The organism is Trichococcus ilyis, assembly GCF_900109135.1.
In the GTDB taxonomy this organism is placed as follows: Bacteria; Bacillota; Bacilli; order Lactobacillales; family Aerococcaceae; genus Trichococcus; species Trichococcus ilyis.
In genome coordinates this window covers 1-13,941 of sequence record NZ_FNYT01000015.1, presented here as the reverse complement: position 1 = coordinate 13,941, position 13,941 = coordinate 1, and the positions used below count along the sequence as shown (strand labels likewise).

Sequence of the window (13,941 nt, the reverse complement as noted above, 5' to 3'; positions counted from 1 at the left end):
TACAACTTAAAATTTGGTAAAGTGGATGATAGATAAAAAATACCGCAGATGGAGGAAAATTTATGGATACAGTAATCATGATCGCCTTTTATGGGGTGCTGTTCGGTGTAATGTATTTCATCTTGATCAGACCACAAAAGAAACAAGCGCAAAAAACGCAAGATATGCTCAGCCAAATCAAACCAGGGGATAAAGTAGTCACGATCGGCGGTTTGCATGGGATTGTCGAAGAGATCAATTCCGATGACAACACGGTCGTATTGGATTGCGAAGGGATCTTTTTGACTTTTGAAAAGCGCGCAATTTCACGTATTTCAAAGGTTGCGACTATCACAACCGATGAAGCAATAGTGGAAGACTTCACAGCAGAGGAAGCCGAGAAAACGCAAGAAGACACCAACGAATAATAAAATGTTTCGGTTCAGCAGAAAGGAGGGACAGCACTTGCCGGAAATATCAGAGCAGCAATACAGCCAGTTGGAGCCGTGGTTCAAGTTGAAAGCAACTGAATTCAATCAATTAGGCTACGAAAATATCCAAGCCGATGATATCTATCGCTATTTCAAGGAATTCTCCTGGAAGCATGCTGTCCCTAAGCATTATTACCAACAAATCCGAGATATCATGAAGACGACCGTAAACCATTATTTCGATTTTGTTGCTTTGGAAGCACAGGTCTATAAAGTGTCTTCGTTGGATGAAATAAATTTTGATGACTTCCTATGAATCGCCACTCGCAGAAAGCACAGTACTCCAGGGTATTGTGCTTTTTGCGTACCGGGCGGCTGAATGTTGGCCGACTGAAAAGGCGCAAGCGTGTTTCTGTTTTAAACCGGGACGAAAATAGGCCAAACAAATGCGGGCGGAAAAATTTTTTCCGTCATTTTGAAATATTTGAGCGCTTCTGGCATTTCCAAACGAAAAGTAAGCGGATTTATACAACGACAACTGCAGAAGGATCCGGAAAATACGTCATCGGGACGCTAAACGTCCATGTGTTTTTCTGCAAAAAAAATATTTGAAAAAAAATTCCGGTAGAATCAGTTTTTAATAATGATAAAAATTTCACAATCGAAACGGCGGGAAATCAGTTAGTTCCAGAAATTATTTGTGAAAACATATGGTATAGACGACTCCTTGTGAACGCGCTTACAGAAGCAATGCTGAGATAAAGTGAAAAAAATCACATTTCCTCGCTTTACAAACGAAATTCCATGAAATATAATAAGCATGTGAAAAGGATAACATATATTTTTAGGAGGATCTCACATGAGTAAAGAAAAAGTAGTTTTAGAGGAGCAAAAACCCATGATGACTGCAAAAGAAGAAATCAGCAACTACACTGCAAAAGCCCAAAAAGCTTTGACTCTGTTTGAAGATTATACCCAAGAACAAGTCGACCACATCGTCCACGAAATGGCATTAGCTGCAATGGAGCAACATATGCCACTTGCAAAAATGGCAGTTGAAGAAACTGGCCGTGGCGTTTACGAAGATAAATGTATCAAAAACATGTATGCCGCTGAAAACATTTGGCACTCAATCAGAAAAAATAAAACAGTAGGCATCATCGAAGACAATAAAGTTGATCAAATTATGAAAGTTGCCGCTCCTGTAGGTGTTGTTGCCGGTATCATCCCGACAACCAACCCAACTTCGACAACAATCTTCAAAGCGATGATCTGTATGAAAACAAGAAACCCGATCATCTTCTCTTTCCACCCAAGCGCAGAAAAATGTTCAGCTGCAACTGCACAAGTCGTTTACGACGCTGCAATCAAAGCGGGCGCACCGGCTGACTGCATCCAATGGGTAGAAGGCGTATCAATGGAAAAAACAGCAGAATTGATCAACCATCCGGAAGTTGCTGTCGTATTGGCTACAGGTGGAGCTGCAATGGTTAAAGCTGCTTATTCTACAGGTAAACCAGCATTAGGCGTTGGACCTGGTAACGTTCCAGCTTACATCGAAAAATCAGCAAACATCAAACGTGCTGTAAACGACATCATCGTTTCCAAAACATTCGACAACGGTATGATCTGTGCTTCAGAACAAGCCGCAATCGTCGACAGCGAAATCTACGATGAAGTCAAAAAAGAATTCCAACTGCACAACGTATACTTCGCTAAACCTGAAGAAATCCAACAATTGGAAGACGTCGTAATGAATGATACCAAAACTGGCGTGAGACCGAATGTTGTCGGTATGCACGCTCGTAAAATTGCTGAAATGGCTGGGTTGAACGTTCCTGCAAACACTAAATTGTTGATCGCTGAATTACCGGGCGTCGGAGCAGAATACCCAATGTCAAGAGAGAAATTATCTCCAGTATTGGCTATGATGAAATCAGACAGTACAGAGCATGGTATCCAAATGTGCAAACAAATGCTTGATTTGGGTGGCTTAGGTCACTCGGCTGCACTGCATACTCGCCGCAATGACTTGATCGAGCGATTCGGAAAAGAAATGAAAGCTTGCCGCGTTCTTATCAACTCTCCATCTTCTCAAGCTGGTATCGGTGACCTATACAACAATAATATCGCTTCATTAACTTTGGGTTGCGGATCTTACGGCAGAAACTCTGTTTCTCATAACGTTTCTGCATTAGATTTATTGAACGTGAAAACTGTTGCTAAAAGGAGAAATAATATGCAGTGGATTAAATTGCCAGAGAAGGTTTACTTCGAAGAAAATTCAGTTAGATACTTACGTGACATGAAAGATGTCGAAAGAGTCTTCATCGTCTGCGACGACGGCATGGTCAAATTCGGCTATGTGGATGTAGTCATCGAACAATTGAAACAACGCAACAACAAAGTATCTTACGCCATCTTCTCGGATGTTGAACCTAACCCGACAACAAACACTGTAAATCGTGGTACTGAAAAAATGCGCGACTTCAAACCGGATACAATCATCGCAATCGGCGGGGGTTCTCCTATGGATGCTGCCAAGGCTATGTGGTTGTTCTATGAGCACCCAGAAAGCGACTTCTTCGGCGCTAAACAAAAATTCTTGGATATCCGCAAACGTACTTACAAGATCAAGGATATGGAAAAAGCGAAACTTGTCTGCATCCCGACTACATCAGGTACTGGTTCGGAAGTAACGCCATTCGCGGTTATCACAGACAGCGAAACACACATCAAATACCCATTGGCTGATTACGCATTGACTCCGGATATTGCCATCGTGGATCCACAATTCGTATACAGTGTTCCTAAATCTGTAACTGCAGATACTGGTATGGACGTATTGACGCATGCCATCGAATCTTTTGTTTCCGTATTGGCAAACGACTACACTAAAGGTTTGAGTTTACAAGCAATCAAATTGGTATTCGAAAACTTGAGAAATTCATACAATTACGGCGACCAAGAATCACGCGAAAAAATGCACAATGCTTCTACTATGGCTGGTATGGCCTTCGCGAATGCATTCCTGGGTATTTCCCACTCGATCGCACACAAAATCGGCGGTCAATGGGATCTGATCCACGGCCGTACGAACGCTATCCTGTTGCCGCACATCATCCGCTACAATGCGATCGATCCGCAAAAACATGCGTTGTGGGCTAAATACGAGTACTTCCGTGCAGATGAAGACTACGCTGAAATCGCTCGCTACCTGGGCTTCAAAGGCAACACGACTGCAGAATTGGTCGAAGCTTTGGCGACAGAAATCACTAAATTAGGACAAGACATCGGCATCAAGATGAACTTCCGCGATCAAGGAATCACTGAAGAAATGCTTGAACGCGATGCAGACAAATTAGCTGAATTGGCATTCGAAGACCAATGTACAACTGCTAACCCTAAACAACCATTAATCTCAGAATTGAAAGAAATCATCTACGCAGCCTACAAAGGTTAATTGTAGATAAAGAAAAGCCGGGACGCGCTCCCGGCTTTTTTTTGCGGTTTCTGACAACTTGGGCCCGGTCAGCCATCGTGCATAAAATTCTTGGTCATTTTGTCGTCAACTGACCTTTCGTTTCTTTTTGGCGAGAGGTTACAATCAAGAATGAAAGGATTATTGCAGCTTTTAGGTTTGCAATCGAATGGGCGTGCTGTATAATGTGAATTATAGTTTAGGTTAACCTAAAAAGGGAGGGAGCTCATGACCCCGCAAAAGGAAGATTATCTGAAAGCCATCATGGAATTGGGTGGCGATAAACAGCTTGTCAATAACAAGCAGATTGGGCAGGCTTTGTCCGTATCTGCCGCTTCCGTGACCGAAATGTCCGCAAAACTGCTCAAGGACGGTCTGATCAGCCACATCCCTTATCAAGGGGTGCAGATTACGGAAAAAGGCCAATTGGTCGCGAATAAGCTGATCCGCAAACATCGCCTCTGGGAAGTGTTCCTCTCGGAAAAGTTGGATTTCAACTGGGATGAGGTGCACGATGAGGCAGAGCTGCTGGAGCATGTTTCCTCAGACAAATTGATCGACAGCCTGGATGCCTATTTAGGTTTTCCTAAATATGATCCGCATGGGGGTGTGATACCCGACAAAGATGGGCGGATCGAAGTTTCCGACAGCAGACCGCTGATCGAACTCGAAGCCGGAAGCCGCTTTGTCATCAGGGAAGTCGATGACGATCAGGAATTTCTGGCGTATCTGCTCGGCAAGGGAGTGAAGTTAAGCGTTCCTTATCTGTTGATGGAGGTGGAGCCTTATGAAGGTCCGTTAACCTTTGAGACGCATGATCACCAGTCCTACCAGATCAGCTTCAAAGCGGCCGGCAAAATCTATGTGCAATGAGGCGGCATCAGGCAAGGAGGAAAGTATGCAGATTGGGATCTTGACCTTTAAGGAACCCGAAAATGACAGAAGCAGAAAAATTATTCATGTGGATATGGACGCCTTCTACGCTTCGATTGAGGAAAGGGATCATCCGGAGCATCGGGGCAAACCGATCGTTATTGCCCACCATCCTAAAGATACGGGGCGCAAGGGAGTTGTGACCACGGCCAATTACGCCGCCAGAGAATTTGGGATCCATTCGGCAATGAGTGCGCAAAAAGCGTTCGAACTCTGCCCGGAAGCTGTTTTCATCGCTCCGAGAATGGGTCATTACAAGGCAATTTCACGCCAGATCAGGGAGATATTCGCCCGTTACACGGATCTGATCGAGCCGTTGTCGTTGGATGAGGCTTACTTGGACGTCACCAGAAATAAGCAGAATTTGCCCAGTGCGAGTGTGATAGCCCGAAGAATCCAGCATGAGATCTGGCATGAAACCGGTCTGACCTGTTCGGCAGGCGTTTCCTTCAATAAGTTCATCGCTAAGATCGCTTCCGATTTCAAGAAACCGTCCGGCTTAACGGTGATCACACCAAACGACGCTGTCTGCTTTTTGCATGCCTTGCCCATTGAAAAATTCTATGGGGTAGGCAAGAAAACGGTGGAAAAAATGAAACTGCTGGGCATCCATTCGGGAGAAGATCTTTTTCTCTTTGATCAGAGCAAATTGATTTCGCAATTCGGCAAGCACGGTTATGTTCTTTATCAGCGGGTCAGGGGGATTGACAATCGGCCTGTTGAGCCCGAGAGGGATAGGAAATCGATCGGGAAGGAGCACACCTTTCCTCGTTTTTTGGGTGATGAGGAGCAGGTGCGGTTGGAATTGAAGCGGATCGCTCTCGACGTTCAGCAAACACTCCGAACCAACAAGTTGCACGGGCGCACACTTGTCTTAAAGATTCGCTACGCCGATTTTGAAACCATCACAAGAAGGATGACCCGTGTCGATCATTTTGCCAAGGCGGAGGACATTTTCCGCCATGCCTGGGAAGTGTGGTCCGATCACGGCGCGATAGAGCGGCAGGTGCGGTTGTTGGGGATCACCATAACCCAGCTTGATCCGATCCATTACGAGAACATTCAGTTGCCATTGTGGGACACGATGCACCTGTAGAAGAAATCATTCATTCACTCATTGAAAAAGGGGAGATAAAGATCATGTTAGAGTCATTCAGTCAGTTAAATCCTGTTATGCAAGCATTCATAGCGGGATTGTTCACTTGGGGTTGCACCATCGTCGGTGCTTCATTTGTGTTTTTCTTCAAGTCCGTCAACCGAAAAGTGCTTGATGTCATGAGCGGTTTTGCTGCAGGCGTCATGATTGCGGCCTCATTCTGGTCACTGTTGGCTCCGTCCATTTCCCATGCCGAGGAGAACGGCTACGGCGTCTGGGCATGGGTACCCGCCTCAATCGGTTTTTTGTTGGGGGGTGTCTTCCTGCGCATGACCGATAAAATCGTTCCCCATCTGCACTTGGGGGAACCGATGGAGAACCGGGAAGGACCGCAAACGCAAGCATCGCGCAATCTGTTGTTGTTCCTTGCGATCACAATCCATAACATTCCCGAAGGCTTAGCAGTCGGTGTCGGTTTTGGCGCGGTCGCGGCAGGCCTGTCCCAGGACAATACGTTATTGAGTGCCGTCGGTCTGGCGATCGGTATCGGCATCCAGAACATACCTGAAGGATCAGCCTTATCCATGCCGATCCGGGCTGATGGGAACAGCAGACTGAAGGCGTTCAATTACGGACAGCTGTCAGCGATCGTGGAGCCGGTCGCTGCTGTCATCGGAGCGGCTGCCGTCATATCCATGAGCGCAATCTTGCCTTATGCTTTGGCATTTGCAGCCGGAGCCATGATTTTTGTTGTCGTAGAAGAATTGATACCGGAGTCGCAAACGAACGGCAACAGTGATATTGCCACAATGGGCCTGATGTTCGGCTTCACTGTCATGATGGTTCTTGATGTTGCTTTGGGATGACGGACAAACTGTTGGAAGGCCTTCTCAGCGGAAGGCCTTTTCCTGTATAAAAAAAGTCGCAAATCCCTGTCCTGGCGCTCATTCAGTTTTACTAATGAACTGTTTCATGATACGATGGTTACTGTATGATACAGCGTTCTTGGGACCCCGGGCAGCTGTGCCGATCCAATACAATACTTTTCCGCTGATCAAGCAAAAGCCGGATGATTTGATAGCGCATCCGGACGATGGGTTAGCTCTCATCATGCGGTCAGAGGATTCTAGATTACCGATGTAAACAGAAAGCAAGGGAGCAGACTATGGCAACAAAACACGAACAGATCATTCAATACATCGAAACGATGCCGGTAGGCGAAAAACTTTCCGTCCGTACTATCGCCAAAAATTTGAACATGTCCGAAGGGACAGCCTACCGGGCCATCAAAGATGCCGAGAACATCGGACTGGTTTCAACCATCGAGCGTGTGGGCACCATCCGCATCGAACGCAAGTCGAAAGAGAACATCGAAACGCTGACTTTCGGGCAGATCTGCAAAATCATCGATGGGGATATTTTGGGCGGGAAGAAAGGCCTGGATAAGACTTTAAGCAAATTCATCATCGGCGCCATGCAACGCGAAGCCATGGAGCGGTACATTTCACCCGGCTCGCTCATGATTGTGGGGAACCGGAATGATATCCAGGAATTCGCGTTGGAGAAGGGTGCGGCGGTCTTGATCACGGGGGGATTCGATACCGACGAAACGATTATCCGTTTGGCGGATGAAGTCGAAATGCCCATTTTGCGCACGACCTATGACACCTTTACCGTCGCGACGATGATCAACCGGGCAATGACGGATCAACTGATCAAAAAGGAAATTATGTTGGTGGAAGACATCTACACTCCAATCGAGGAAACGAAATTTCTCTCATTGGATGATACGGTTTTCCAATACCGCAACCTGAACACCGTAACCACACATTCCCGGTTTCCGATCGTGAACCACAATATGCGCCTTGTGGGCATCATCACCGCGAAGGACATCCTGGGAAAAGCGGATACGATTTCGCTTGAGCGGGTCATGACGCGCGATCCGATAGTGGCAAAAACGCATATGAGCGTAGCGAGCGTGGCGCACCGGATGATCTGGGACGGCTTGGAAGTCATGCCGGTAGTGAAAGACAATCTGCAGCTGCTTGGGATCATTTCACGCCAGGATGTCATGAAGGCAATGCAGCTGGCCCAGCGTCAGCCTCAAGTCGGCAACACGATCGAGGACCAAGTCGTGGAGAACTTATCCTTGACGGGCTTGGAAGAAGGCGACAACTTGCCTGCTTACCGCTTCCGGATTACGCCGCAAATGACGAACAGTCTCGGGACAGTGTCCTTCGGCGTTTTGAGCGAAGTGTTGGCGAGTACGACCAAGAAAATTCTGTACACTTTGCAGAAACGGAATGCAGTGATCGAACAGATGGATATCTATCAATTGAAGATGATCCAGATAGACAGCGTCATCGAGATACGGTCTAAAATATTGGAGTTGGGCAGACGGTCATCCAAATTGGATGTCGAAGTTTATTTGGAAAATTCACTGGTCAGCAAAGCAATCGTCATTTGCCAACTGATGGAAAAATCCTAGGAGGGAAGCAAGTGGAAAATCCTATTTATGCAGCTATCATCAGCAAGATTCAAGCTTACGGCACCATCATCATCCATCGCCACCTGCGCCCGGATCCGGATGCCTTGGGGTCGCAGAATGGCCTCGCCAGCTTGATCAGGCAAGCTTATCCCGAGAAAAAGGTTTTTGTTGTCGGAGAAGATGTGGACAGCCTTGCCTACCTTGGCAGGATGGATACCATTTCTGACGAAATCTATGAGGGCGCGTTGGTGATTGTAACGGATACCGCAAATCAGCCAAGGATCAGCGACAAACGTTTCGGCAATGGCGATTACTTGATCAAAATCGATCATCACCCGAATGAAGACCTGTACGGGGACATTTGCCTTGTGGAGACGCAAGCAAGCAGTTGCAGCGAAATCATCGCAAAAATTTCCTTTTCAGCAGGGGGCAGGCTGCCGATGAACGATGCAGCGGCGCGATTGCTGTACGCCGGCATCGTCGGCGATACGGGCAGATTCCTCTATCCGGCCGCCACTGCCGAAACTATGGAAATAGCCTCCAAGCTGATGCGGTTTGATTTTTCGGCTTCCGACATCAGCCAAATGATGAACACGAATTCTTTGAAAACGGCCAATCTGTCCGGGTTCGTGCTCCAGAGTCTGACGATCAATGATGTCGGCGTCGCCAGCATCATCCTCTCCCAGGAAATTCTTGGGAAATTCGGTGCGGTCGACAGCGACACTGCTCCGGTGGTTCCTTTGCCGGGCACCGTCGAGGGTGTGCTTTGTTGGGGGATTTTTGTGGAGCAAACGAACGGTACCTATCGGTGCAGACTGCGTTCAAAAGGCCCGATCATCAACGAAGTCGCCAAACGGCATGGCGGGGGCGGACATCCGTTGGCGAGCGGAGCGAACGCCAAGGATGAAGCGGAAATCAATGACATCATTTTGGAACTGGAAGAGTTGGCGATCGAATGGCAGAACACGCACTGACGGACACGGGCAATCGGTCCGGCCAAAATGCGGCAAGCGACAACGTGGTGTTGCTTGCCGCATTTTTCCGATATATATGTAAAAAAGAGGCCGGGGAGAAATCCCGGCCTCTTTCCTGCATCCGAACATAGTGTGCGTAAACGCGCTCTGTCCCGCTCTCTCGTTCATTCAATCAATCATTGTCTTGCTTGTGTTTGTAACTTTGGCTCCAATTGAACTCGGTCCAATGGAATCCGTCTTTCTCGAGCAAAGCATCACTTTCTTTAGGCCCCATCGAGTGGCTTTCGTAGGCGAAAAGGCTATCCGAGCAATCTTCCTGGGCATCCCAAACTTTGCGGATTTTATCAACGAAATGCCAAGACTGCGCGACTTCATCCCAATGGGAGAAATTAGTCGGATCGCCGTTCAGGCAGTCCAGCAACAGGCGCTCATAGGCTTCGGGGCTGTTTGCTTGCGTTTCCTCATCGTAGATGTGGTGCATCCGGATATTCTTCATTTCGGTTCCTTGCCCGACCCGTTTGGCGTTCAGGCGCAATGAAAATCCTTCCAGTGGAGAAACGTGAATCGTCAGCACATTCGGTTCAGCGATTTCGTCGACGCCTTCCGTAGGGAAGATGTTCATGGAAACGTGTTTGAACTGGATATGGATGTAGGTCTCTTTGGAAGCCATCTGCTTGCCGGTACGGATGTAGAAAGGAACGCCTTTCCAACGGAAATTATCCACTAAGATTTTTCCGGCAACGAAAGTCTCGGTCGAAGAAGCTGGATCGACGTTCGGTTCAGCCCGATAAGCCTGCAAACCTTCGGCTGGGTTTCCGGCGTATTGTGCCCGGATGAAGTTGCGGTTGACCTCTTCAGCTGAATCGTAGAGCCGCAGGGAACGCAACGCCTTTATTTTCTCGGAACGGACATCTTCTCCTTGCAAGGACAACGGCGGTTCCATGACCAGCAAAGCGACAATCTGAAGGATATGGTTTTGCACCATATCGCGCAAAGCCCCATTGTTGTCGTAATAAGCGCCGCGATCCTCAACGCCGACAGTTTCGGATAGCGTGATTTGGACGTTGTCGATGTATTTGTTGTTCCAAAGCGATTCGAAAATCATATTTGAAAAGCGCACCGCAGAAATGTTTTGCACCATTTCCTTGCCCAAATAATGGTCGATGCGGAAAATTTGACTTTCATCGAATGATTTACGCAGCTTTGTGTTCAAGGCATCCGCAGACTCGAAATCTCGCCCGAAAGGTTTTTCGATGATTAAACGGTTGAAACCATTTTCCGTGATCAATTTTTGTTCCTTCAGCTTTTCGGCAATGATGCCGAAGAACTCCGGGGACATGGCCAAATAGAAGATGCGGTTGCCGGAAAGCGTATATTTCGCATCCAACGTTTCAGACAAATCTTTCAGCTTGATATAATGCTCTGAGTCATTGACATTATGGGAAATGTAGTAGAAGTGGGATGCGAAGGCGGCAGCATCATCCTTGTCTTCTGTAAGGCCCTTGATGGAATCCAGCACGACGCTGCGGAAATGTTCATCGGACCACTCTCGTCTCGCCGTTCCGATAACGGCAAAATTATCTTTGATGAATCCTTTTTTGTATAAGCGAAATAATGACGGATACAGTTTACGGTGAGCCAAATCACCAGTTGCTCCAAAAATAGTGAACAGAGCAGTATTTTGGGTAATCATTACATGCCCCCCTTTTTATTATGATGAGATTTCATTCATTATATCATTATACTATTATCATTTACCGTTGGCAATGAAAGAAAGAATCAGATTTTTAGCGCCAGGCTGTTTTTTTGAATTGGATAGTCTGGTTGCGTAAGTATATTGCTGTTAAATTTATGTGCTGTTGTTTCACTTTCTTATTTGAAATTAAGGTTTAAATTTTGTGCATGTGTTATAATGGGAAGGCAGAAAATTCGCAGAAGAAAAACAAGAGGTGAAAACGTGGAATTTAAAGACTTTCAATTGAAGCTATTTTTGCTGGAAGCAGTCAGCGAATTGAATTTCAAAGAACCGACCGATATCCAAAAACAAATCATTCCGATCATCCGGACAGGCAAGAGCGTAGTCGGCCAATCGCAGACAGGAACAGGGAAAAGCCATAGCTTCTTGCTGCCTTTGATTGATGGCATCGATCCATCAAAAAACGAAGTGCAGGTTGTCATCACTTCCCCAAGCCGTGAACTGGCCGAGCAACTTTACCAGACAGCCATTCAACTGGTTTCGCATGCCCCCGAGGAAATCCGTATCGTCAATTACGTAGGCGGCACCGACAAAAAGCGCCAAATCGCAAAATTGGTCAACAACCAGCCGCATATCGTGATCGGGACTCCCGGCAGGATCCTGGATCTGATCAATGAGCAGGCGCTTAAGGTCCACACCGCTTCAAAAATGGTCATTGATGAAGCGGACATGACTTTGGATTTGGGCTTCCTGTTTGATGTCGACCAGATCGCCGGCCGTTTGCCTGAGAATCTCCAGATGCTGGTGTTTTCCGCCACAATTCCGGAAAAATTGAAGCATTTCCTGAAAAAATATGTCGATAATCCTGTTGTCGTTCAGCTGAAACCGGAACATATCATTGCACCCGCAATCGATAATCTGTTGCTGTCCACAAAAGGGCAAGCCAAAATTGATGTGCTGTATCAAGTATTGACGATGGGCGAGCCTTATTTGGCCTTGATTTTTGCCAATACGAAACAAAATGTCGAGGAAATCGCGGACGGATTGAGACAACGCGGCATCCAGCCTGCAGTACTGCACGGCGACGTGCCTGCCCGCGAACGCAAACGCATTATGCGAAGAGTCCATAATCTGGAGTATCAATTCATGGTGGCCACCGATTTGGCGGCACGCGGTATCGATATCGAAGGCGTTTCGCACGTCATCAATTATGAATTGCCGAAGGATATGGAATTCTTCGTACACCGTACGGGCAGAACGGGACGCAGCAACCTGAAAGGGACTGCGATCACTCTGTACGCGCCGGGTGAAGAGAAAGCCATCGATGAACTTGAGAAATACGGGGTTGTTTTCAAGCCGGTCGCTATCGAAAAAGATCAGTTGGTTGAAACCTATGAGCGAAAACGCCGTGAACTGAGAAGCGCTCCCAGTCCATTGGAACCGGATCACCGGATCCGCGGCATGGTGAACAAGGCGAAGAAAAAAGTGAAGCCTGGCTACAAACGCAGACTGAAAGAAGACATCGCCAGCCAACAGAAACGCAAAAAAAGAGCGAACAAAACCCGCAAAAACGGGTAACCAATGCAAAACTAAGAGACCGCAGCAAGATGATCTTTAGATCATCTGCTGCGGTCTCTTTTTTGGGCAGGTAGCAAACTCCGTCGAAAGGCCTAGCCTTGTACGCTAATCTTTCAGGGCTTTTTGGATATAGAAAATACCGATAAGGGCGATTGCTTCGTCTTGGATAGCAGGATAGAGACTGAAACCGTTCAGCAGGCTGAAAAAAAGCACCGGAACTGTCGAGGCTACCATTGCCATCCTGAAAATTGCCGGAAATGGGGCTTTTTTCCCCATAAAGCCAGCGATTGCGTGGGAGAACAGGGCGCTGATCAGCAGCGTCAAAAGCAAACTCAACAAAGCAATCAAAAGGCTGAACACAAACATGATCATGCCGGAGAAAAGATGATCGCTAGAAAAATTGCGCAGCAATTTTTTGAACGATTCGTCCGTTACTGACTCCGCTTGCCGATAAGGCAACCTGAAGGGGACGTCTTGGGCGTAAAGGGTGAAAGCATCCTTTGAGAACACAAGGCTCATGATCAGGTCAGGCGAAGTCATTTCTTTTTCGACTTCACGTTGGGTGTAAACTCCCTGACTGTCGAAAGCCAACATAACGGTGTCGGTTTTGTGCAGGAAGCCTTTTTCCGCGACGTTTTCCGGAAACAGTTCCCCATCTGCGATCGTGAATGCGGGTATTTTATCGGCTACTGCCCCCGCGTCCGCCGAAAACTTCTGCAACGTTGCGTATCCTTCGATAAAAATCGGGACGCTGATGGCAAACGAAAGCAGGAAGAAAAGCAAAAAGGCGGATCCTTTTTTTATAGCGCCGGCAAGCAGCAATTTTTTCGGTTCCATAAAACTGTCTTTGATCAAACTGACGATTGGGATTGTCATCACCGCTTTCTTCTGAATACTTATCCAGTCTATCTAAAATGGATTGATTTAGCAATCATTAATTGGGTTAGTTGCAATAGTAAATTCCAGTTTGCAAAACTAAATTCCGCACTCGAGCCGATGAAAAGAGAAATAGACAAAAAATGAATGTCAAAAAGGTCAATTTGTATATTTTAGAGTGATCAATGTATCGAATTCGGTCTGTTTTTGGGCATGACAAACCGAAGGTGAAGATTCTGCGTTTTTTCGCAAGAGTAAATTCCACCCCTAAAAGATATTTTATTGTGGACAATGTTCTGCTGCTTTTTTCGGTTAGAACGGGATTCCTTCATCTTCAAAGCTGTTGGTTTTGCTCAATGCACCTTCTGAGAGGCGTGAGACTGTGGCTTCGAGCTCGGCCACAGTCTGG

The 13,941-nt window shown here is 46.8% G+C and carries 11 protein-coding genes; 9 read left to right on the top strand and 2 right to left on the bottom strand.

Annotation, left to right across the window (positions count from 1 at the left end; genetic code table 11):
• The first annotated feature begins 62 nt into the window (after positions 1 to 62).
• From yajC to BMX58_RS08325, 8 genes are all read left to right on the top strand, one after another.
• Positions 63 to 407 (top strand): preprotein translocase subunit YajC, encoded by a 345-nt coding sequence (gene yajC / locus BMX58_RS08365; protein WP_068623856.1) that lies wholly within the window; start codon positions 63 to 65, stop codon positions 405 to 407.
• Between the two features lie 37 nt (positions 408 to 444).
• Positions 445 to 726, top strand: a complete 282-nt coding sequence (locus BMX58_RS08360; protein ID WP_239420583.1) for a post-transcriptional regulator — start codon at positions 445 to 447, stop codon at positions 724 to 726.
• Between the two features lie 543 nt (positions 727 to 1,269).
• The gene (gene adhE, locus BMX58_RS08355; RefSeq protein ID WP_068623861.1) at positions 1,270 to 3,873 is read left to right on the top strand and encodes a bifunctional acetaldehyde-CoA/alcohol dehydrogenase; all 2,604 of its coding nucleotides are present in this window, start codon (positions 1,270 to 1,272) and stop codon (positions 3,871 to 3,873) included.
• 246 nt (positions 3,874 to 4,119) lie between these two features.
• Complete coding sequence (locus BMX58_RS08350) at positions 4,120 to 4,764, top strand: metal-dependent transcriptional regulator (protein WP_068623863.1); 645 nt, start codon at positions 4,120 to 4,122, stop codon at positions 4,762 to 4,764.
• A gap of 25 nt (positions 4,765 to 4,789) precedes the next feature.
• Positions 4,790 to 5,920: a DNA polymerase IV gene (gene dinB / locus BMX58_RS08345; RefSeq protein ID WP_068623866.1), complete on the top strand. Its 1,131-nt coding sequence runs from the start codon at positions 4,790 to 4,792 to the stop codon at positions 5,918 to 5,920.
• Between the two features lie 44 nt (positions 5,921 to 5,964).
• Positions 5,965 to 6,786, top strand: coding sequence for a ZIP family metal transporter (locus BMX58_RS08340; protein WP_068623868.1), 822 nt, complete (start codon positions 5,965 to 5,967; stop codon positions 6,784 to 6,786).
• Positions 6,787 to 7,085: 299 nt separating this feature from the next.
• On the top strand, positions 7,086 to 8,408 hold the full coding sequence (locus BMX58_RS08330) for a DRTGG domain-containing protein (RefSeq protein WP_068623872.1): 1,323 nt from the start codon (positions 7,086 to 7,088) through the stop codon (positions 8,406 to 8,408).
• Positions 8,409 to 8,419: 11 nt separating this feature from the next.
• Complete coding sequence (locus BMX58_RS08325) at positions 8,420 to 9,382, top strand: DHH family phosphoesterase (RefSeq protein WP_093088826.1); 963 nt, start codon at positions 8,420 to 8,422, stop codon at positions 9,380 to 9,382.
• A 172-nt stretch (positions 9,383 to 9,554) separates the two neighbouring features.
• Here BMX58_RS08325 and zwf read toward each other — a convergent pair whose 3' ends face one another.
• Positions 9,555 to 11,075, bottom strand: coding sequence for a glucose-6-phosphate dehydrogenase (gene zwf, locus BMX58_RS08320; RefSeq protein WP_068623874.1), 1,521 nt, complete (start codon positions 11,073 to 11,075; stop codon positions 9,555 to 9,557).
• Positions 11,076 to 11,339: 264 nt separating this feature from the next.
• Here zwf and BMX58_RS08315 point away from each other — a divergent pair, with 264 nt between their 5' ends.
• Positions 11,340 to 12,656 (top strand): DEAD/DEAH box helicase, encoded by a 1,317-nt coding sequence (locus BMX58_RS08315; RefSeq protein ID WP_239420584.1) that lies wholly within the window; start codon positions 11,340 to 11,342, stop codon positions 12,654 to 12,656.
• Positions 12,657 to 12,761: 105 nt separating this feature from the next.
• Here BMX58_RS08315 and BMX58_RS08310 read toward each other — a convergent pair whose 3' ends face one another.
• Positions 12,762 to 13,532, bottom strand: coding sequence for a DUF1189 family protein (locus BMX58_RS08310; RefSeq protein WP_068623878.1), 771 nt, complete (start codon positions 13,530 to 13,532; stop codon positions 12,762 to 12,764).
• Between the last annotated feature and the right edge of the window lie 409 nt (positions 13,533 to 13,941).

What these genes read in the sequence shown, in the direction of transcription:
- BMX58_RS08330 (WP_068623872.1), top strand. Translation starts at nt 7,086, where the DNA reads ATGGCAACAAAACACGAACAGATCATTCAATACATCGAAACGATGCCG.
- yajC (WP_068623856.1), top strand. Translation starts at nt 63, where the DNA reads ATGGATACAGTAATCATGATCGCCTTTTATGGGGTGCTGTTCGGTGTA.
- BMX58_RS08350 (WP_068623863.1), top strand. Translation starts at nt 4,120, where the DNA reads ATGACCCCGCAAAAGGAAGATTATCTGAAAGCCATCATGGAATTGGGT.
- zwf (WP_068623874.1), bottom strand. Translation starts at nt 11,075, where the DNA reads ATGATTACCCAAAATACTGCTCTGTTCACTATTTTTGGAGCAACTGGT.
- dinB (WP_068623866.1), top strand. Translation starts at nt 4,790, where the DNA reads ATGCAGATTGGGATCTTGACCTTTAAGGAACCCGAAAATGACAGAAGC.
- BMX58_RS08340 (WP_068623868.1), top strand. Translation starts at nt 5,965, where the DNA reads ATGTTAGAGTCATTCAGTCAGTTAAATCCTGTTATGCAAGCATTCATA.
- BMX58_RS08310 (WP_068623878.1), bottom strand. Translation starts at nt 13,532, where the DNA reads ATGACAATCCCAATCGTCAGTTTGATCAAAGACAGTTTTATGGAACCG.
- adhE (WP_068623861.1), top strand. Translation starts at nt 1,270, where the DNA reads ATGAGTAAAGAAAAAGTAGTTTTAGAGGAGCAAAAACCCATGATGACT.